We start from the raw sequence: 19670 nt of genomic DNA on the forward strand, positions 1-19670 counted from the left end.
CGGCGCTGCCCCTCATCCGCCTGCCGGCACCTTCTCCCCGTATAGTGACGGGGAGAAGGGGTTGACCGCAATTTAGGCGCCTTTTCCGCAACGTTCGTGACTGGCGAAAGCTTCAGTGCAGGCGTTTTTCTCCCCGTCACTATACGGGGAGAAATGCCCGGCAGGGCAATGAGGGGCAGCGCAAACCTGAAGCGATTGCCTTGCAACATTCAGTCCCGCGAGTTGCACCGAACCATCCCGGCGCTATCTATTGGCCATGCCGCCCTTGCGGTTGACTTGGCAACAACCTTCCGATTTACACCGGACCACAAATTCCGGACAGCGCGGACCGTTTTCCCATGCTCGAAAAGACCTACGACGCGAAAGCCGTCGAGCCGAAGATTGCCAGGATCTGGGAAGAGGCCGACGCGTTTCGGGCCGGTGCCGGGGCCGAGGAGGGGGCTGAAGCCTTCACCATCGTCATCCCGCCGCCGAATGTCACCGGCTCGCTGCATATGGGCCACGCGCTCAATAACACGCTGCAGGACATTCTGGTGCGCTTCGAGCGCATGCGCGGCAAGAACGTCTTGTGGCAGCCGGGAATGGACCATGCCGGCATCGCCACGCAGATGGTGGTCGAGCGCCAGCTGATGGAGAAGCAGATCCACCGCCGCGACCTGACCCGAGATGAGTTCATCGACAAGGTGTGGGAATGGAAGGCCGAATCCGGCGGCGCCATCCTCAACCAGCTGAAGCGGCTCGGGGCCTCGGCCGACTGGAGCCGGGAGCGCTTCACCATGGACGAGGGCCTGTCCAAGGCCGTGCTCGAAGTGTTCGTGACGCTCTACAAGGAAGGGCTGATCTACAAGGACAAGCGCCTTGTGAACTGGGACCCGAAGCTGTTGACCGCCATCTCGGATCTCGAGGTCGAGCAGCAGGAAGTCAACGGCAACCTCTGGCACTTCCGCTATCCGGTCGAAGGCATGACCTTCGATCCGGAAAATCCGAAGACCTTCATTACCGTTGCGACGACCCGCCCGGAGACGATGCTGGGTGATACGGCTGTCGCCGTCCACCCCGACGACGAGCGTTTCCGGCATCTTGTCGGCAAGAACCTCATCCTGCCGATCGTCGGCCGCAGGATCCCGGTGGTGGCGGACGAGTATTCCGATCCCGAAAAAGGCAGTGGTGCGGTCAAGATCACGCCGGCGCATGACTTCAATGATTTCGAGGTCGGCAAGCGCCACCGGCTGCCGGCGGTCAACATCCTCACCGTCAATGCGGCGGTGAGCCTCAAGGACAATGAGGACTTTCTCGCCGGACTGGATGTGACGCCGGAGCGCCAGGCCGTCTGGGACAGCCTCGACGGCCTCGACCGTTTCGATGCGCGCAGGAAGATCGTCGAGCTGATGCAGGCGGGCGGCTTTCTCGAGAAGGTCGAGCCGCATCGCCACACGGTGCCGCACGGCGACCGCGGCGGCGTGCCGATCGAGCCGTTTCTGACCGACCAGTGGTATGTCAATGCGGCGGAACTGGCCAAGCCGGCGATCGCCTCGGTGCGCGAGGGCCGTACCAATTTCGTGCCCAAAAACTGGGAAAAGACCTATTTCGACTGGATGGAAAACATCCAGCCCTGGTGCATTTCGCGCCAGCTCTGGTGGGGCCACCAGATCCCGGCCTGGTACGGGCCGGACGGGCATGTCTTTGTCGAAAAGACCGAGGAAGAGGCGCTCGGTGCCGCCGTCGAATACTATCTGGCGCTGGAAGGGCCGTGGAAGGCCTGGGTCGAGGACAAGCTTGAGAATTTCCAGCCTGGCGAGATCCTGACCCGCGACGAGGACGTGCTCGATACATGGTTCTCGTCGGCGCTGTGGCCGTTCTCGACGCTTGGCTGGCCGGACCAGACGCCGGAGCTGAAGACCTATTACCCGACCGACGTGCTGGTGACCGGTTTCGACATCATCTTCTTCTGGGTCGCCCGCATGATGATGATGGGCCTGCATTTTATGGACCAGGAGCCGTTCCATACGGTCTATGTCCACGCGCTGGTTCGTGACAAGAACGGGCAGAAGATGTCGAAGTCGAAAGGCAACGTCATCGATCCGCTCGAGCTCATCGACGAATACGGCGCCGATGCGCTGCGCTTCACCTTGACGGTGATGGCAGCGCAAGGGCGCGACGTTAAGCTCGATCCGGCCCGCATTGCCGGTTATCGCAATTTCGGCACCAAGCTGTGGAACGCGACGCGCTTCGCCGAGATGAACGACGTGGCGCGCGACGACGATTTCTGGCTGCGGGACGCCAAGCTGGCGGTCAACCGCTGGATCCTGACGGAGCTGACGCGAGCCGCGCGCGACATAACGGACGGTATCACCTCATACCGCTTCAACGAGGCGGCGGGTGCCGCCTACCGGTTCGTCTGGAACCAGTTCTGCGACTGGTACCTGGAACTGCTGAAGCCGGTGTTCATGGGCACCGACGAGGCGGCCAAGGCCGAGAGCAGGGCATGCGTCGCCTTCGTGCTCGACGAGATCTACAAGCTGCTGCATCCGATGATGCCGTTCATGACCGAGGAACTGTGGGCCGAAACCGCCGGCGAGGGCAGGCAACGGCAATCGCTGCTTTGTCATGCGGCATGGCCGTCGCCCGACTTCGAGGACGAGGCGGCCGCCGCCGATATCAACTGGCTGATCGACCTTGTCTCCGGCATCCGCTCGGTGCGTTCGGAGATGAACGTGCCGCCGGCGGCTATCGCACCGCTCGTGGTGATCGGCGCCAACGACGCGACACACGAAAGGCTCGAGCGTCAGGGCTCGGCTATCAAGCGTCTGGCGCGGGTCGGCGACATCTCGCTCGCCGAGGCGCCACCCAGGGGATCCGCCCAGATCGTCGTCAACGAGGCGACGATCTGCCTGCCGCTCGGCAGCCTGATCGACCTTGCCGCCGAGGCAGCGCGCCTGCACAAGGAGCTTGCGAAGGTGACCGAGGAAATAGCGCGGCTCTACAAGAAGCTGTCCAACGAGAAATTCGTCGCCAACGCGCCGGAAGAGGTGGTGGAGGCCGAGCGTGAAAAACTCGCCGAATATCGCGAGGCGCAAGAGAAGCTTTCGGTGGCATTGGCGCGGGTGCGCGATGCCGGTTGATCGAATAGATTGGGCCGGTTGATCGAACAGATTGGGCCGGCTGATCAAACAAGTTGATCGAACAGATTGGGCCGGCTGATCAAACAAATTGGGCCTGCTGGCCGCAATAGATTCGCCGGTCACGAATCTGCCTTCCAGACAGGCCGCCTGCCACGAAAACGGGCATTCCGCAGCGTAAATCTTGAGGCAAACTGAATGTTTTTGCCCCATTGTTGCCATAATGTAACAATGGCTGACTGGGCACGCAAAAATGCCCTGTTCTGCAGTGATTTAGGGGTTTTTCCCGAGTTTTCTCGTCGATCTGTATTGTGGCGGCCATCTTCCCGCCTCGGCAACAAGGCCGACATCTTGTCGGAAATGCGTTCAGCCAAGCTGTACATGTACGCATGGCGAATTCGTTGTTGCGCCGTTAACCTGAATTGGTTCTAGCTTGATGCAAGGACATTTCGGGGAGGAGATTCATGTGTTATTCGCGTCTGAAAGTGCTGCTGGGCGCGGGGGCTTTTTCGCTGGCTTTGGCTGGGACGGTGCAAGCCGGGGGCTTTGACCGGGGCGGCGTCAATATCGACCAGCTGTTCGACCCGGCGCCATATTCGTTCGACGCAGGCGTCACCTATGTTTCGCCACAGCGCAAACTCAAGAATGTGCAGCGCCTCGATGGCTCGGGTTTGTCGACATCGGCGGTGGACGTTGGTGGCGATTATGCGGTGCCGCATGTCGGCATCAAAGCCAACATCTTTGAGCCCGTAGACTGTCTTGCCACCTATACGAGACCGTATGGTGCGGACGCGAATTTCGGCATGAACAACGCCTATTCGCCGACAGCGGTCAAATACGCCGTCGACACAGACGATTTCGGTCTCACCTGCTCCTATAAGGTGAACGTCGGCAAGGGCGCCATACGATTCATCGGCGGTGTCTCCTACCAGCAGGTAGACGCGTTTCTTTCCCGTCAGACACTGCTCGCCTTCGGCAATACCGGCCTCGGTGTCTTCAAGCTATCCGACGAGGCATGGGGTTGGCGTGCGGGCGCAGCCTATGAGATCCCCGAGATCGCTCTGCGCGCCAGCCTGATGTACTCTTCGAGCTACAAATATGACGGGCTGTCGGGAACCGTCGACACGACCGGCTTCAGGGGCGCCTTTCCAGCGGATCTGATTCCCGGCTCTACCGGCGTGTACCCAGTCTCGGCGTCGGCTGAGATACCTCAGGCTCTGGAATTCAAGCTGCAGAGCGGCATAGCTCCTGGCTGGCTGGCCTTTGGTTCCATCCGCTGGCAGGAGTGGAGCAAGCTTGGCGTTATTGCCATCAATGGCGTGCGCAGTCCGGTAACCGGTTTGCCTTCGCCCGTTTCATTCGACCTGCTTTATCGCGACGGCTGGACGGTCACGGGCGGTATCGGGCACAAGTTCACCGATCAATTGTCGGGCGTGGTTTCGCTGACCTGGGATCGCGGCACCTCGACGACCTCCGGCTATCAGTCGGATACCTGGGCCGTTGCCAGCGGCGTCTCCTATTCGCCGAACGACCAGGTCGAGGTCAGGCTCGGCGGCTCGATCGGTGTGCTGACGAGCGGGTCATCGACTTTCAGCGGTGTCGGCGACGTGGCAAATGCCGTTACCTATACCTACGGCAACGACCTGCTTCTCGCCGGTTCGGCTTCCGTCAAGATCAAGTTCTAACTATTAAATTTTAAACGACAAAAACGGCCGGGCACTGCCCGGCCGTCGGTTGGATGCATGGCGTCCGGCATTCGGCTGGCGCAACAATTGTCCCCATGATGTTCGCTTCTGTAATTGTGACGTTTTGGCAACAGTTTCTGAACAACCCTCGCGTCGCCCGGCCGCCCGGGAACATTGCCTATTTCCCGCCATAAACCCGGCGCACCTCGAACCTGTCTCGGGACATGCGCCAAAAGGCTAGGCGAAGAGGCAGGCCGCACCGCCCGCGGCAAGGACGAGTATGGACGCCAGAGCGATCTCCAAGGCCAAGCTGCCGAGCCGCCACGTGACCGTTGGTCCCGAGCGGGCGCCGCATCGCTCCTACCTTTATGCTATGGGGCTGTCGGCGGCCGAGATCGCGCAGCCTCTGGTCGGTGTCGCCAGCTGCTGGAACGAGGCCGCGCCCTGCAACATCTCGCTGATGCGCCAGGCGCAAGTGGTCAAGAAGGGCGTGGCGGCCGCCAACGGCACGCCACGCGAATTCTGCACCATCACCGTCACCGACGGCATCGCCATGGGTCATCAGGGCATGAAGTCGTCGCTGGTGTCGCGCGAGGTCATCGCCGACTCGGTCGAGCTCACCATGCGCGGCCATTGCTACGATGCGCTGGTTGGATTGGCCGGTTGCGACAAGTCGCTGCCCGGCATGATGATGGCCATGGTGCGCCTCAACGTACCGTCGATCTTCATCTATGGCGGCTCGATACTGCCCGGCAGCTACCGTGGCCGGCAGATCACCGTGCAGGACGTGTTCGAGGCGGTCGGCCAGCATTCGGTCGGCACGATCGGCGACGCCGAGCTGCTCGAGATCGAGCAAGCCGCCTGTCCGTCGGCCGGCTCCTGCGGCGCCCAGTTCACCGCCAATACCATGGCCACCGTCGCTGAGGCGATCGGCCTGGCGCTGCCCTATTCCTGCGGCGCGCCGGCACCCTACGAGATGCGAGACCGCTTCAATTTCGCTTCCGGCGAAAAGATCATGGAGCTGATCGCAAGGAACATCCGCCCGCGCGACATCGTTACTATAGAAGCGTTGGAAAATGCCGCGACTGTGGTCTCGGCCACCGGCGGCTCGACCAACGCGGCGCTGCATCTGCCGGCGATCGCGCACGAGGCCGGGATAAAGTTCGATCTTTTCGACGTGGCCAAGATATTCGAGAAAACACCCTACATCGCCGACCTCAAGCCGGGCGGCAAATACGTCGCCAAGGACATGTTCGAGGCCGGCGGCATTCCGCTGTTGATGAAGACGCTGCTCGACCATGGCTATCTTCACGGCGATTGCCTGACGGTGACCGGCCGCACTTTGGCCGAAAATATGGAACATGTTTCCTGGAATGACAGCCAGGATGTGGTCCGTCCCGCCAATAGGCCGATTACCCAGACCGGCGGGGTCGTGGGCTTGAAGGGTAACCTTGCCCCCGAAGGCGCGATCGTGAAGGTCGCAGGCATGGCGGAACTCAAATTCTCGGGTCCGGCACGCTGCTTCGATTCGGAAGAGGAATGTTTCGAGGCTGTTACGCACCGTAACTATAGCGAAGGCGAGGTTCTCGTCATCCGTTACGAGGGTCCGCGCGGCGGCCCGGGCATGCGCGAAATGCTGTCGACGACGGCGGCTCTCTACGGCCAGGGCATGGGCGGCAAGGTGGCGCTCATCACCGACGGGCGTTTTTCGGGCGCAACGCGCGGTTTCTGCATCGGCCATGTCGGGCCGGAAGCGGCTGTCGGCGGCCCGATCGGGCTGCTTAGGGATGGCGACTTGATCTCGATCGATGCGGTGAACGGCACGATCGAGGTTGCATTGTCCAAAGCCGAACTGGCAGCGAGGGCAAAGGCATGGAAGGCGCGCACGACCGACTATCAGTCGGGCGCGATCTGGAAATACGCACAGACTGTCGGATCTGCCCGCGACGGCGCAGTCACCCATCCCGGCGGTGCCAAAGAAACACACTGCTATGCGGACATCTGAGTTGTTGAGGTCGTCTGTCCTTTCGGCACTGGTTGCGCTCGCCACGTTTGGCGCGACCTTGGGCGCCGTCGGCCAGGCCATGGCCTTCGACGACAAGGTGTTCGACGACAAGACCGGCGTGAAGCCGCAGTCGAGCCCGTGGGCGGTGTTCCAGTTCGGCTTTTCCGCCTACAAGAACGGCCATAAGGAGCAGGCTGCGGAAGCCTATAAATATGCCGCCGAGAACGGCCAGATCGGCGCCACCTGGAAGCTTGCGCGCATGTATGCCGAAGGCGATGGCGTGGCGCGAGACGACTACGCGGCGTTCAAGTTCTTCAGCGAGATCGTCGACCAGGATGTCGAGCCCGGTTCGCCCGAGGAAAGCTATGTTTCGGACGCGCTGGTGGCGCTTGGCGACTATCTGAGGAAGGGCATTCCCGGCAGCCCCGTCGAGGAGAACGAGGTGGCGGCCCAGGAATATTACATGCGCGCCGCCGCCAACTACCGCAACCCGAACGCCCAGTTCGAGATGGGCCAGATGTTCCTCAAGGGTGAGGGCGGCGTCAAGGCCAGCGTCAAGCAGGCCGGACGCTGGTTCCAGCTGGCGGCCGAAAAGGGCCATGCGGGCGCGCAGGCGACGCTCGGCAACCTGCTTTTCCAAAGCGGCAAGATCGTGCGGGGGCTGGCGATGATGACCGCGGCGCTCGAACGGGCCTCACCCGCCGACCAGCCATGGATCCGCGGCATGCAGGAAGAAGCGTTTGCAGCCGCCGGCGAAGCCGACCGCCGCACCGCGATCTCGCTGGCCGACGACATCCTCACCAAGGGTGGCGGCGACCAATAGGTCGGCAGAATTTCCGTTTTTAGATCAATTGTCGGTCGGTTCCGCCGGCATGCCGCTGGGCGCCGGTGTTGAGATCGGCGTGCCCTGCAGATGTGGGGCCAGCTTGTTCTCCGGGCAGCCATCCCGCTGCTTTGTCCAGGACGTGTTGTTGAGCACCATCTCGCAACGTGCGAGGTAGCTTTGGCCGGCAAGCGTCAGGCAGGCGACCCGGCCGATCTGGAATGATTTGCCGTTAGCCAGGCACTCTGCATCGGCAAAAGCCGGCGTCGCCACCGCCATCGCAAGCGCGCAGCCGATCGGGCAGAGTGCAAATCGAGTAGTCATGGGAACCCCAGCCACCATGATGATTTCTCATTAAGCGCGCGATTTGTGGCGATAAGAGGTCAACTTATCAATGTGCCGCCGGGCAGCAGCTCCGGTCAGGCCGGCTGCAGCGCCAGATCGATCGCCACCGGCACGTGGTCGGAGGGTTTTTCCCAGGCGCGCACCTGTTTTTCGATCGAAGCCGAGGAAAACCAGTTGGCGGCTTCGGGCGACAGAAGCAGGTGGTCGATGCGGATGCCGTTGTTCTTCTGCCAGGCGCCGGCCTGATAGTCCCAGAACGTAAAAATGTCCGGGGCGTCGGTGACGGCACGCACGGCTTCGGTGAAGCCGAGATTCTTCAGCCGCCGGAACGCTTGCCGCGTCGCGGGCTGGAACAGTGCATCGCTTAGCCAGTTTTCCGGATACTTCGCGTCGATCGGCTCGGGAATGACATTGTAGTCGCCGGCCAGGACCAGCGGCTCTTCCAGAGCAAGCCGCTCCTCGGCCCAGCGCTCAAGTCGCGCCATCCAGGAAAGCTTGTAGGAGAACTTCTTCTCGTCGTCGATCGGGTTGCCGTTCGGCAGATAGATCGAGGCAACGCGCAAGGCGCCCTTGTCGGTCGAGAACACGCCCTCGATGAAACGCGCCTGCTCGTCGGCATCGTCGCCCGGCAAACCGCGATTGACCTCGTCGAAACGCAGCTTCGACAGGATGGCGACGCCGTTGAAGCCTTTTTGGCCGTAAGTCTCGACATTGTAGCCGAGCACCTCGATCTCGGCGCGGGGAAACTGCTCGTCGACCGTCTTGATCTCCTGCAGGCAGGCGATGTCGGGCGCGCTTTCCGTCAGCCAATGGGTCAAATTGCCGATGCGGGCACGAACGCCGTTGATGTTCCAGGTGACGATTTTCATGGCGGCCTCGATAGGCTGGTGGTCCGGAGACTAGCGATCCGGTGGATGACGTTCGACAAGGCCGATCGTATTGCCTGCCGGGTCCTTTAGGAAGGCCATCCATTCGCTTTCCCCCGCCTGGCCGAACAGGCCTTCGGTGTCGCGATGGACGAGCGCCGGCGGCGCAGTGAAGGGAACACCGGCGGCCCTTGCCGAAGCGTGGAACTCGTCGAGGCCCGATATGTCGAGATAGACGGTGCCGGCAGGCAGGCCGTCGGTGAAAAGCAGGCGCACGTCACCGGCCATGATAAAGGCGATGCCCGGCGGATCGAAACGCGCATGCAGGTTCATGCCGAGCACCTCGCGCCAGAACGCCAGCGTCGCATCGAGGTCGCGCCCGGCGGAAAGCGCGACCTGACGGACCGCGCCGATGTCGGGCATTTCTAGATCGAGAAGCTGGTGCCGCAGCCGCAGGAGGCGACCGCATTGGGGTTTCTGATCTGGAACGACTGGCCCATCAGATCGTCGACGAAATCGATCACCGAGCCGCCCATATAGACCAGCGACAGGTCGTCGATCAGCACGATGGCGCCGTCCTTCTCGATGGCGACGTCGTCGTCATTGCGCCCATCGACCAGGTCGAACTTGTAGGAGAAGCCGGAACAGCCGCCGCCCTCGACCGAAACGCGCAGCGCCGTCTTGCCGGCTTCGCTCGCCACAATCTTGGCGATCCGCCTGGCGGCGGCGTCGGTCATCTCGACTTTCATGGCGGTCTTGGCATCAGCGCCCATGGGCGTCACCTTGCATTCGGTTTCGTATGATAGGTATGAAGCGCGACGGGGCAAGTCAACTGCGGCATACGCTATGACCAACGAGTTGGGCGACATCGGATTCGGCTATCGGCCGCGCGCGGCCTATGCCAGCGACCCGGCGAAGTCGCGCGGGCGGCTGTTCGACGAGGTGGAAAGCCCGACGCGCACGCCGTTCCAGCGCGACCGCGACCGCATCATCCATTCGACGGCGTTCCGCCGGCTGAAGCACAAGACGCAAGTGTTCGTCGCGCACGAAGGCGACCATTACCGGACGAGGCTGACGCATTCGATCGAGGTGGCGCAAATCGCACGCGCTCTGGCGCGGGCGCTGCGCGGCGACGAGGACCTGGCCGAGGCGGTGGCCCTGGTGCACGACTTCGGCCACACGCCCTTCGGCCATACCGGCGAGGACGCGCTGAACGACAAGATGGCCGCCTGGGGCGGCTTCGACCACAATGCACAGTCGCTGCGTGTGGTGACGCGGCTGGAGCGGCGCTATGCCGAGTTCGATGGGCTGAACCTCACCTGGGAAACGCTGGAGGGGCTGGTCAAGCACAATGGCCCGCTGACCGATGCCAAGGGGAAAGGGCTGAAGGGGCCGGTGCCGCAGGCCATCCGCGACTATTCCGAACTGCACGACCTCGAGCTCGACCGCTTCGCTGGTATCGAGGCGCAGTGCGCGGCGATTGCCGACGACATCGCCTACAACACCCACGACATCGATGACGGCTTGAGGGCAGGGCTGTTGACGCTCGATATGCTGGAGGGCGTCTCGCTGCCGGGGTCGATCCTCAAGGGCGTGCGTCAGCGCTATCCGGCGCTCGATGACGTACGCACCGGCCACGAGCTGATGCGCCGGCAGATCACCATCATGGTCGAGGACGTGATCGTCTCGACGACGGCCAATCTGGCGCGCATCCAGCCCGACAGCGCCGAAGCGGTAAGGGCGGCCGGCGAGACGATGGTGAGCTTCTCCGCCGAGACGGCCGTATCGGAAAAGGAGCTGAAGGCCTTTCTCTACAAGCACCTCTACCGGCATGCGGAGGTCATGCGGGTGCGCGCCGATGCCGACCAGATCGTCAGGGACCTGTTCGACGTCTATTTCGCCGATCCGCGCGCCATGCCGGATGGCTGGCGCGAAGGGCTCGACCGGGCAGAGGACCGCGTCAAGGCGCGCAGTGTTGCCGATTTCCTGGCCGGCATGACGGACACTTATGCGCTCAAGGAACACAGGCGTTTGTTTGACCATACGCCGGATTTGAGCTAGGGCGGGCGCGATTTTGCCGGCCAACGCGCCGGATCCATGCAAAACCGTCAGAGCCATAGCAATGAACATCTTCGCCGATTTCAACGCGCGAATCATAAAGGCCGTCGAAGCGCTTGATTTGAAAGACAAGGATGGCGCGTCGCCGGACCTGTCGCGCATCGCCGTCGAGCCGCCGCGCGATGCCAGCCATGGCGACCTCGCGACCAACGCTGCCATGGTGTTGGCCAAGCCGACCGGCCAGAGCCCGCGTGCGCTGGCCGAAAGGCTGGCCGAGGCGCTGCGCGCCGACGAGGATATCGCGGCCGCCGAGATCGCCGGCCCGGGCTTCGTCAATCTCAGGCTCAAGGACGGTTTCTGGCAGGCGCATCTGACGGCGCTGCTCGGCGAAGGCCGCAACTACGGCCGCTCGACTGTCGGCGGCGGCAAGAAAACCAATGTCGAATATGTCTCGGCCAACCCGACCGGCCCGATGCATGTCGGCCATTGCCGGGGTGCTGTGGTCGGCGACGCGCTGGCCAATCTGATGGCCTTCGCCGGTTACGACGTGACCAAGGAATACGTCATCAACGATGCCGGTTCGCAGATCGACGTGCTCGGACGCTCAGTCATGCTGCGCTACCGCGAAGCGCTCGGCGATGAGATCGGCGACATTCCGGCCGGGCTTTATCCAGGCGACTATCTGATCCCCGTTGGTCAGGCGCTGGCCAGCGAATTCGGCCGCTCCCTGCTGCAGATGCCGGACGAAGAGGCGCTTGCCATCGTCAAGGACAGGACGATCGATGCGATGATGGCGATGATCCGTGAGGATCTGGCGCTGCTCAACGTGCATCACGACGTCTTTTTCTCAGAGCGCACATTGCATGCCAACAATGCCAAGAAGATTCGCTCGGCGATCAGCGACCTGACGCTGAAGGGCCATATCTACAAGGGCAAGCTGCCGCCGCCCAAGGGCGAGAAGCCGGAGGACTGGGAGGACCGCGAGCAGACGCTGTTTCGCTCGACCGCGGTCGGCGACGACATGGACCGGGCGCTGGTCAAGTCGGACGGCACCTTCACCTATTTCGCCGCCGATGTCGCCTACCTCAAGGACAAGGTCGATCGCGGCTTCGTCAACCTGATCTATGTGCTTGGCGCCGATCACGGCGGCTACGTGAAACGGCTGGAAGCGCTTGCCCGGGCGATTGCCGGCGACGAGGTCAAGCTTACCGTGCTGCTTTGCCAGCTGGTGAGGCTGTTTCGCGCCGGCGAGCCGGTGCGGATGGGAAAGCGAACTGGGAATTTCGTCACTCTTCGGGAGGTCATCGAAGAAGTTGGACGAGATGCAGTTCGCTTCATGATGCTCTACCGCAAGAACGACGCGCCGCTCGACTTCGACTTCGCCAAGGTGACCGAGCAGTCGAAGGACAATCCGGTGTTCTACGTGCAGTACGCCTCGGCGCGCTGCCATTCGGTGTTCCGGCAGGCGAGCGAGCAATTGGGCGAGGCCATGTTCGACCGCAGCCAGCTGGCCGCCCAAGTGGCTTTGCTGGCCGATGAGGGGGAGATCGGCCTGATCAGGAAGCTCGCCGAATATCCTCGGCTGATCGAAGCCGCGGCGCTCGCGCTCGAGCCCCACCGGCTGGCATTCTACCTCTACGAACTCGCTTCCAGCTTCCACGGACACTGGAACCGGGGCACCGATAATCCCGACTTACGTTTTGTTAAGGTTAACGACCGACAATTGACGCATGCCAGACTAGGGCTGGTGCAGGCTGTTTCGGACGTTTTGACGTCCGGCCTGACGCTGATCGGAGCCAATGCGCCCACCGAAATGCGTTAGGTTTGAGTAAAAAACCTGTCACCTTTTGCCCACATTGCGCTGGTAAGGGCCAACCCTACGCGACGTCCATGGCGTCCGAATGAGTGCGAGTTCGGGAACAATAATGGCAGACAGAACCCAGCTGAGAGCAGCCGACCACAACGACATCGCCAACGATGATCCGTTCGCGGAACTGACCAGGATCATGGGGTTCGACCCGCGCCAGCCGGTCAAACCGCAAACGCCGGCACAGCCGAAAACCGCTGCCGCCGAACCGTCGGTGGACGAGGGCGATTTCGAGATCGATCTCGAGAAGGAGTTGATGGGCGAATTCGGCGCCGACGCCAATGACAATGCTTCCCCTGCCAAGCTTCGCGAGCCGACACCCGAACCGGCCGCCGCCGACGAAATGGAGGACGCGCTTGCTGCCTCGTTCGAACAGGATTTCGCGTTCGACGACAGTGCGGCGGATGATGCTGCTCCTGTTGCGGCCGCTCCTGTTGCCGCCGACGAAATTGCCTCCGCCCCCGAAAGGGCGTTCGCTCCCTCCGTCGAGCCGGAGCTCGACGACGAGTTCGATAACGGCATCGCCGGCTCGCTCGAAGACGTGTCGCCGTTCGAGGACGACCTTTCGAGTGACGACGAACTTGCCGCCTCGCTCGACCAGGATTTTCGGCACGACGATGTGACGGCCAAGATCGCGGTGACCGGCGAGGATGAACCCAGGGCCGCAGCCGAGGCGATCGAGCCGGTCGACGAGCCCGCCTTCGACGATGAGTTCGACAGCGCCGTGGCAAGTTCGCTCGAAGACGAGCTGATGCTCGAAGAGCATGAGCCGATGGAGCAGACCGTCGCCGTTGAAACCGCCGCGCATGGGGCCGCGCCTGCGTTCGATGACGAGTTCGACGATGCCGTTGCAAGCTCGCTCGAAGACGAGCTGATGTTCGACGAGCATGAGCCGGCGGAAAACGTCGCCGCCCCGGCATCGCCGGTTGATGCGGTTTCGGCCGATGAGGATCTTGCCGGCCATTTCGATGATGCCATGGCCGATGTCGAGATGGACTTCGACGTTCGCTCGGACGGGCCTGCCGAAATCGAAGAACCAGAGTTTATCGAAGAGCAGTCGATCGAAGAGCCAGAGGCCGCCCGGCTTTCCGGCACGGCCGCTGAAGCGGCGTTCGACGACGATTTCGATCTGAGCTTCGACGATGCGCCTGCCGAGGAAGCCGAAGAGCCCGTGGCGCAGGTTGCGGCCGAACCAGCGGCGCCGGCCGCTGTCGTCCCGACGGCCCCAGTGGCTGAGGAACGCAGCCTGGAAGACGAACTGAACGCGCTGCTCGGTGCGATGAGCACACGGCCGGCACAAGTGGTCAACGAACCTCAGACAAGCCCGCAGACTGCCCAGAAGCCCGTGATGGCTGTTCAGCAGCCTATCGCGCCGGTAATTCAGAAGCCAGCAGTGGCCGCTGAACAGCCAATGGCGGCGGTCAAAGACGTCGCCAACGAGCCGGTGCATGCTGTCGACGAGCTGGATTGGGAACTCGACGAGCACGAGCCCGCTGAGCCGCAGCAGTCCAGTGCCGCCGATGACGCCGATCTCGGCAGTGTCCTCCTCGATGAGCTTGAAGGCGAGGATTTCGGTGTTGAAGCCGCTGCCGGACCCGCGGATGATCTCGACAGCGATGCGCTCGATGCCGACTTCGCCAGGAATATCGGCCTGGATCACGACTCGGCCGACAAGAGTGCGGCAGCTGCTGCCGAGGAAGACCCGCTCGATGCGCTGAACTGGCTGACGACACGCGCCACACCGCCCGAGCCGGCCCGCTCGTGGAGCCGCGTGACACCGGTCGCACAGCCTCAACCCGCTTTTGCAAGCCAGCCGGTGGCTTCGGCGCGTCCGGCACCACCGCCGCAGCCGGCTGCAACGCCGTCCTATCGGGCCGCACCGGTCGAAGAGAGGCCGTCCTATGAAGGCCAGGCATCCCGTGAAGATAGGTCATCCTATGAAGATCGGCCCGCCTACGTGGAAGCTGCACCAACCTCGCATCAACAGCCTTCCGCCTATGACGAGATGCCCGATGTCGAGACGGTCGACGTACCCGAGCGCGTCGTGGCGCTGGCGGACGATCTCGACATTCCGGAGCTCAACTTCGACGATGACGAGCCGGTGGCGCCCGCCTACGACGATCTCGATGCCGATTTTGCCAGCCTTCTCACCGAAATGAATGCAACGGATATAGCGCCTGCCCCGGTGCGCAGTGCTGGCTATGACGATGAATACGATGCCGGCTTCGTGTCTGGGTATAAGCAAGATCGTAGCGAGACGCGCGCCTATGGCGCCAAGCCTGCGGAAGCGCCCGTCAGCGCGGCAGCCGCTTCCTATGCCGATGCAGCGGACGGTTTCGATCTGGGCCCATTGCCCGGTGGCCAGCCGGTTTCGCAGGCCGACGATTTCACCTTCGATGAGCTCGACTACGATCCCGAACTGGACGAGGAGATGTCGGTTCCGGGCCTTGCCGAACGCGGGGCCGAAAGGCAGCCGCGCCGGCGTGGGCTGCTGATAGGTGCGGTGGTCGGCGCCGTGGCGATCGCCGGAGGCCTTGGCGCCTTTGCGTTGACCCTCGGCGGCAAGAGCGGCGGCGATGCGCCGGTTATCGTCAAGGCCGACAACAGGCCGATCAAGATCAAGCCGGAAAATCCAGGCGGCACCGTCGTGCCGAACCAGGACAACAAGGTTTATGACGCTGTGGTCAAGGGCACCAAGCCCGCCGAGCCGGTTCAGCAGAAGCTGGTCACCAACACCGAAGAGCCTGTGGACCTGAAGGCCAACGAACCGGAGAGCCGCGTCGTCGATCTTTCGCCCAATGACCCCGATGCCGCGGACGATATCGACGCGCCCGGCACCGCGGCGTCCGACACCGGCGGGTCTGGCACCAATGCGCCCGGCACCAGCGCGTCTGACTCCAGCACGCTTGGCGCCAGTGCGGCTGGCGCTGCCGAAACCGCCGCCGCACCGGCGCCCAAGTCCGAGGATCGCATCGCGCAGGTTCTGCAGGAGGCCGAGAAGGGTGCAACCCCCGAGATCGTCGCCGTTGCGCCGCGCAAGGTACGGACGATGGTCGTGAAACCTGACGGCTCGCTGGTGGCGCGCGAGGATCCGGCGCCTGCCGCCCCGCAGATGGCTGCTGCCGAGCCGGCCGATCCGGCGCCGCAGCACGTGGCTCCGTCGGCCCAGGCCGACGCCGCCGCGCAGACCGGCACCGTGCCCCTGATCGACCAAATAACAAGCGATCCGAAGATTGATGACCAGCCGAGTGGCGACCAGGCGAGCGGCGATCAGGCCGAAACCTCCAAGCTGCAGCCGGCGCCCAAGCCCGACACAAAGGCTGAAGCCAAGGCCCAGGCGTCAGCCAGCAAGCAGTCCGCCAGCACCCCGGCCACGGTTCCGGTGGCGCCGCAGCGCCCGTCCGACCAGCCGGTCGATGTGGTTGGCGAGGTCAAGCCCGATCAGGTCGCTTCCATCGATCCGGCCGCGGCCGGGGCTGGTTCGTGGTCGATACAGATCGCTTCGCAGCCGACAGTCGAAAGCGCCCAGGCGACTTACCAGGATCTGCAGCGCCGCTACGGCAGCGTGCTTTCCGGCCGCACCGCCAACATCGTCAAGGCCGAGATCGCCGGCAAGGGCACCTTCTACCGCGTCCGCGTTCCGGCGCAGTCTCGCAACGAGGCGATCAAACTGTGCACCAGCTACAAGGCTGCCGGCGGCAATTGCTTCGTGTCCCACTAGGCACCAAAACCTCTCGAAAAGCCGGCGTCCGCGCCGGCTTTTTTGCGTGAACGGAAACCTCTGAAGGCAATTGCGGGCGATTCCCTTTGTCGGCGCGAAGCTCTAAACTGTTCCGCATGACCGAATCAAAATCCATGATCCTCGGCTGCGCCGGGAAATCACTGACCCGCGACGAGATCCGTTTCTATCGCAACGAATGCCCGTGGGGCTTCATCCTGTTTGCGCGCAATATCGGCGAGACCGAGCAGATCCGCGATCTGGTCGCCGCGATGCGCGACTGCGTCGGGCGTGCGGATGCGCCGGTGTTCATCGACCAGGAGGGCGGCCGGGTGCAGCGCCTGCGGCCGCCGCTGGCGCCGAACTATCCGGCTGCCGGTGCACTCGGCGCCTTGTGGCGCGACGACCATGACGCCGGCACCCGTGCCGCATGGCTGATGGCGCGGCTGCATGCCTTCGACCTGCTGCGCTACGGAATCACGGCGGATTGCCTGCCGGTGCTCGACGTGCCGATCGAGGGCGCCAGCGACGTCATCGGCGCGCGCGCCTATGGAAAGGAGCCGCGCGCCGTCATCGAATTGGGTCGCGCCGCGGCGGAAGGCCTGATGGCGGGCGGCGTGCTGCCGGTGATGAAGCATATTCCCGGTCATGGAAGGGCCTTCGCCGATACGCATTTCGAACTGCCGACCGTCGACGCCTCGATCGGCGACTTGCAGCGGCATGATTTTGCCCCGTTCAGGGAGCTCAACCATTTGCCGATGGCGATGACGGCGCATGTCGTCTATAGCGCGATCGACCCGAAGAACCCGGCCACCACATCCGGCAAGGTCATCGAAAAGATCATCCGCGACGAAATCGGCTTCGACGGGCTGTTGATGAGCGACGACACCTCGATGAAGGCACTTTCTGGGGATTTCCCGTCAAAGGCGGCCGCTATCCTTGCGGCGGGCTGCGATCTGGTCCTTCACTGCAACGGCGTGTTCGAGGAGATGGCCGGCATTGCATCGCGCACGACCGGGCTGGAAGGCAAGTCGTTTGAACGCGCGGAGCGGGCGCTGACCTATATCAGGAACCGTGACGTGGCGGACGAGACCGAGATTCGGACCGAATTTGCCAGTTATTTCGACGCGGTGGCCTAGCATCAAAGGAAGCGAAGTGGCGGAAACATTGGACCTGAAGGCCGGCAAGGCCGCACCGATGGACCGCTTGTGGGCCGAGAACGACGATTCCCGGCTGACCGGCGATCCGGCGTTGGTCGTCGATGTGGCCGGCTTCGAAGGTCCTCTCGATCTTCTGCTGCATCTTGCCCGCAATCAGAAGGTCGACCTGTCGCGCATCTCGATCCTGGCGCTGGCCGAACAGTATCTGGCCTTCGTCGAGAAGGTGAGGGCGCTGAGACTGGAGCTTGCCGCCGACTATCTGGTGATGGCGGCGTGGCTGGCGTTTCTCAAGTCGAAGCTCCTGATCCCCAAGCAGCCCGGCGACGAAGGCGAAAGCGGCGAGGAACTGGCGGCGGTGCTGCAGTTCCGGCTGAAGCGGCTGGAGGCGATGCGCGACGCGGCGGCACGGCTGGTCAACCGCAACCGGCTCGGACGCGACGTGTTTGCACGCGGCATGCCGGAAATGGTTATCGTCGAGAAGCGCAATGCCTATTCGGCCTCGCTCTACGACCTGTTGACCGCCTATGCCCAGCAGCGCCAGAAGCAGGCGATCACCAATGTGACGATCGCCAGGCGCGGCGTGTGGTCGCTCAAGGATGCGCGCGACGTGCTGACCAGGCTGATCGGGTCGCTGCGCGACTGGACGGCGCTCGACAGTTTCCTGGTCGAATATCTGGCCGGCCCGGAAGAGCGGCGCACCGCGGTTGCCAGCTCGTTTGCGGCGACGCTGGAACTGGTGCGCGAAGGCAAGATGGAAATGCGGCAGGACCAGGTGTTCGCGCCGCTTTATCTGCGCGGCCGCGCCCAGGCCATCAAGATAGTCGAGGTAACACCATGAACGAACGCGCCAACGCTTCGGTCATTCCGTTCAAGGTCGACGACGACGCCGAGCAAGGCGCGGTCGCCGAAAACCCGGCACAAAATCAGGGGCAGAATTTGTCGCGGAATCCTGGCGAGCGGCTGCATATGGCGGAGGCCGTACGGATGGCCGAGGCGATCGTATTCGCCAGCGCCGAGCCGGTCAGCGAAAAACAGCTCACTTCGCGACTGCCCGACGGCATCAACATTGCCGCGGCAATGGCCGAACTGCAGCAGATCTATGCGCGGCGCGGCGTCAATCTGGTGCGCGTCGGCGATGCCTGGGCGTTTCGCACCGCCGGCGACCTCGCCTTCCTGATGAGCCGTGACACGGTGCAGCAGCGCAAGCTGTCCCGCGCCGCCCTCGAAGTGCTGGCGATCATCGCCTACCACCAGCCGGTAACGCGCGCCGAGATCGAGGACATCCGCGGTGTCGAGACGTCAAAGGGGACGCTCGACACGCTGATGGAGACCGAATGGGTGAGGATGCGCGGCCGGCGCCGCACGCCCGGCCGTCCCGTCACTTATGGCACGACCGACATTTTCCTCGACCATTTCGCACTGGAGGAGATACGTGATCTCCCCGGCATGGAGGAATTGAAGGGTGCCGGGCTGCTGTCCGGCCGCATGCCGTCGAATTTCTCGGTGCCGCTGCCGCCGGCCGACGCCGATGCGCTCACCGACGACGAGGATCCGCTGACCGACATCGACCTCGAAGAACTCGGCCTTTTGACGCCGCGCGTCACGGAAGATTGAGCCGAGCGCCATCTTAAAGCCACAGGCAGGATGGAACTGCGCCGATTGGTAGCGGGCCGCCGTTCCGAAAGTGCGTGACTTCGGCGACTCATTCATGAACTCTGTCGCAGTTCTGTTTGAATCCGAACCCGAAAGCGCATAGATCAGCGTCTGGGAAACCGTTCGAGAGAGATTTGCTATGGGTTCATTTTCGATTTGGCACTGGATGATCGTTCTGGTGATCGTGCTGCTGGTGTTCGGCCGCGGCAAGATCCCCGAGTTGATGGGCGACATGGCCAAGGGCATCAAGAGCTTCAAGAAGGGCATGGCGGACGACGAGACTGCCGAGGACAAGCGTACCGTTGAACACCGTGCCGACGAAACCGTTTCGGTACCGAAGGAAAAGGCCAGCAAAAGCTGAGCCCAAACTT

The 19670-nt window shown here is 63.0% G+C and carries 16 protein-coding genes; 11 read left to right on the forward strand and 5 right to left on the reverse strand.

The window, feature by feature from the left end; translation table 11 throughout:
• The first annotated feature begins 338 nt into the window (after positions 1-338).
• Positions 339-3122, forward strand: a complete 2784-nt coding sequence (locus tag NKH04_RS21625; protein ID WP_353044929.1) for a valine--tRNA ligase — start codon at positions 339-341, stop codon at positions 3120-3122.
• 119 nt (positions 3123-3241) lie between these two features.
• Here the strand turns inward: NKH04_RS21625 and NKH04_RS21630 are convergent, their stop codons facing one another.
• On the reverse strand, positions 3242-3493 hold the full coding sequence (locus NKH04_RS21630) for a hypothetical protein (RefSeq protein WP_353044930.1): 252 nt from the start codon (positions 3491-3493) through the stop codon (positions 3242-3244).
• A gap of 90 nt (positions 3494-3583) precedes the next feature.
• Between NKH04_RS21630 and NKH04_RS21635 the strand changes: the two genes are divergently transcribed.
• The 3 genes from NKH04_RS21635 to NKH04_RS21645 all read left to right on the forward strand — a co-directional run bounded on the left by NKH04_RS21635 (position 3584) and on the right by NKH04_RS21645 (position 7632).
• Positions 3584-4804, forward strand: coding sequence for an OmpP1/FadL family transporter (locus NKH04_RS21635; protein WP_352919044.1), 1221 nt, complete (start codon positions 3584-3586; stop codon positions 4802-4804).
• Positions 4805-5084: 280 nt separating this feature from the next.
• Positions 5085-6809 (forward strand): dihydroxy-acid dehydratase, encoded by a 1725-nt coding sequence (ilvD, locus tag NKH04_RS21640; RefSeq protein ID WP_352577585.1) that lies wholly within the window; start codon positions 5085-5087, stop codon positions 6807-6809.
• Positions 6796-7632 (forward strand): tetratricopeptide repeat protein, encoded by an 837-nt coding sequence (locus NKH04_RS21645; protein ID WP_023678939.1) that lies wholly within the window; start codon positions 6796-6798, stop codon positions 7630-7632. The genes ilvD and NKH04_RS21645 overlap by 14 nt, the downstream gene beginning before the upstream one ends.
• Before the next feature lie 24 nt (positions 7633-7656).
• Here NKH04_RS21645 and NKH04_RS21650 read toward each other — a convergent pair whose 3' ends face one another.
• From NKH04_RS21650 to erpA, 4 genes are all read right to left on the reverse strand, one after another.
• Positions 7657-7974 carry a hypothetical protein gene (locus NKH04_RS21650; protein WP_353044931.1) on the reverse strand — a complete coding sequence of 106 codons (318 nt, stop codon included), beginning with the start codon at positions 7972-7974 and terminating at the stop codon, positions 7657-7659.
• A 77-nt stretch (positions 7975-8051) separates the two neighbouring features.
• Positions 8052-8846: an exodeoxyribonuclease III gene (gene xth / locus NKH04_RS21655; RefSeq protein ID WP_352919047.1), complete on the reverse strand. Its 795-nt coding sequence runs from the start codon at positions 8844-8846 to the stop codon at positions 8052-8054.
• 30 nt (positions 8847-8876) lie between these two features.
• Positions 8877-9266, reverse strand: a complete 390-nt coding sequence (locus NKH04_RS21660; protein ID WP_352470415.1) for a VOC family protein — start codon at positions 9264-9266, stop codon at positions 8877-8879.
• A 2-nt stretch (positions 9267-9268) separates the two neighbouring features.
• Entirely contained in the window at positions 9269-9616 is a 348-nt protein-coding gene (erpA, locus tag NKH04_RS21665; RefSeq protein WP_352919048.1) for an iron-sulfur cluster insertion protein ErpA, read from the reverse strand.
• Between the two features lie 73 nt (positions 9617-9689).
• Between erpA and NKH04_RS21670 the strand changes: the two genes are divergently transcribed.
• From NKH04_RS21670 to NKH04_RS21700, 7 genes are all read left to right on the forward strand, one after another.
• The gene (locus NKH04_RS21670) at positions 9690-10904 is read left to right on the forward strand and encodes a deoxyguanosinetriphosphate triphosphohydrolase (RefSeq protein ID WP_352919050.1); all 1215 of its coding nucleotides are present in this window, start codon (positions 9690-9692) and stop codon (positions 10902-10904) included.
• 61 nt (positions 10905-10965) lie between these two features.
• The gene (gene argS / locus NKH04_RS21675) at positions 10966-12723 is read left to right on the forward strand and encodes an arginine--tRNA ligase (RefSeq protein ID WP_352919052.1); all 1758 of its coding nucleotides are present in this window, start codon (positions 10966-10968) and stop codon (positions 12721-12723) included.
• Positions 12724-12826: 103 nt separating this feature from the next.
• A complete protein-coding gene (locus tag NKH04_RS21680) occupies positions 12827-16489 on the forward strand; it encodes an SPOR domain-containing protein (RefSeq protein WP_353044932.1) in 3663 nt (1220 codons plus the stop codon).
• A 116-nt stretch (positions 16490-16605) separates the two neighbouring features.
• Positions 16606-17625 carry a beta-N-acetylhexosaminidase gene (gene nagZ, locus NKH04_RS21685; RefSeq protein ID WP_352539739.1) on the forward strand — a complete coding sequence of 340 codons (1020 nt, stop codon included), beginning with the start codon at positions 16606-16608 and terminating at the stop codon, positions 17623-17625.
• Between the two features lie 58 nt (positions 17626-17683).
• Complete coding sequence (locus NKH04_RS21690; RefSeq protein WP_023678931.1) at positions 17684-18484, forward strand: segregation and condensation protein A; 801 nt, start codon at positions 17684-17686, stop codon at positions 18482-18484.
• Entirely contained in the window at positions 18481-19260 is a 780-nt protein-coding gene (scpB, locus tag NKH04_RS21695) for an SMC-Scp complex subunit ScpB (RefSeq protein ID WP_352500872.1), read from the forward strand. Before NKH04_RS21690 ends, scpB begins: the two co-directional genes overlap by 4 nt.
• Positions 19261-19438: 178 nt before the next feature.
• Positions 19439-19660: a twin-arginine translocase TatA/TatE family subunit gene (locus tag NKH04_RS21700; RefSeq protein ID WP_352490594.1), complete on the forward strand. Its 222-nt coding sequence runs from the start codon at positions 19439-19441 to the stop codon at positions 19658-19660.
• Positions 19661-19670: the final 10 nt, after the last annotated feature.

The organism is Mesorhizobium sp. M1365 (assembly GCF_040317865.1).
Classification (GTDB): Bacteria; Pseudomonadota; Alphaproteobacteria; order Rhizobiales; family Rhizobiaceae; genus Mesorhizobium.

Bases quoted from the DNA above. Each gene is read 5' to 3' on its own strand.
- NKH04_RS21625 (WP_353044929.1), top strand. From the start codon at position 339: ATGCTCGAAAAGACCTACGACGCGAAAGCCGTCGAGCCGAAGATTGCC.
- NKH04_RS21635 (WP_352919044.1), top strand. From the start codon at position 3,584: ATGTGTTATTCGCGTCTGAAAGTGCTGCTGGGCGCGGGGGCTTTTTCG.
- ilvD (WP_352577585.1), top strand. From the start codon at position 5,085: ATGGACGCCAGAGCGATCTCCAAGGCCAAGCTGCCGAGCCGCCACGTG.
- NKH04_RS21645 (WP_023678939.1), top strand. From the start codon at position 6,796: ATGCGGACATCTGAGTTGTTGAGGTCGTCTGTCCTTTCGGCACTGGTT.
- NKH04_RS21650 (WP_353044931.1), bottom strand. From the start codon at position 7,974: ATGGTGGCTGGGGTTCCCATGACTACTCGATTTGCACTCTGCCCGATC.
- xth (WP_352919047.1), bottom strand. From the start codon at position 8,846: ATGAAAATCGTCACCTGGAACATCAACGGCGTTCGTGCCCGCATCGGC.
- NKH04_RS21660 (WP_352470415.1), bottom strand. From the start codon at position 9,266: ATGCCCGACATCGGCGCGGTCCGTCAGGTCGCGCTTTCCGCCGGGCGC.
- erpA (WP_352919048.1), bottom strand. From the start codon at position 9,616: ATGGGCGCTGATGCCAAGACCGCCATGAAAGTCGAGATGACCGACGCC.
- NKH04_RS21670 (WP_352919050.1), top strand. From the start codon at position 9,690: ATGACCAACGAGTTGGGCGACATCGGATTCGGCTATCGGCCGCGCGCG.
- argS (WP_352919052.1), top strand. From the start codon at position 10,966: ATGAACATCTTCGCCGATTTCAACGCGCGAATCATAAAGGCCGTCGAA.
- NKH04_RS21680 (WP_353044932.1), top strand. From the start codon at position 12,827: ATGGCAGACAGAACCCAGCTGAGAGCAGCCGACCACAACGACATCGCC.
- nagZ (WP_352539739.1), top strand. From the start codon at position 16,606: ATGACCGAATCAAAATCCATGATCCTCGGCTGCGCCGGGAAATCACTG.
- NKH04_RS21690 (WP_023678931.1), top strand. From the start codon at position 17,684: ATGGACCGCTTGTGGGCCGAGAACGACGATTCCCGGCTGACCGGCGAT.
- scpB (WP_352500872.1), top strand. From the start codon at position 18,481: ATGAACGAACGCGCCAACGCTTCGGTCATTCCGTTCAAGGTCGACGAC.
- NKH04_RS21700 (WP_352490594.1), top strand. From the start codon at position 19,439: ATGGGTTCATTTTCGATTTGGCACTGGATGATCGTTCTGGTGATCGTG.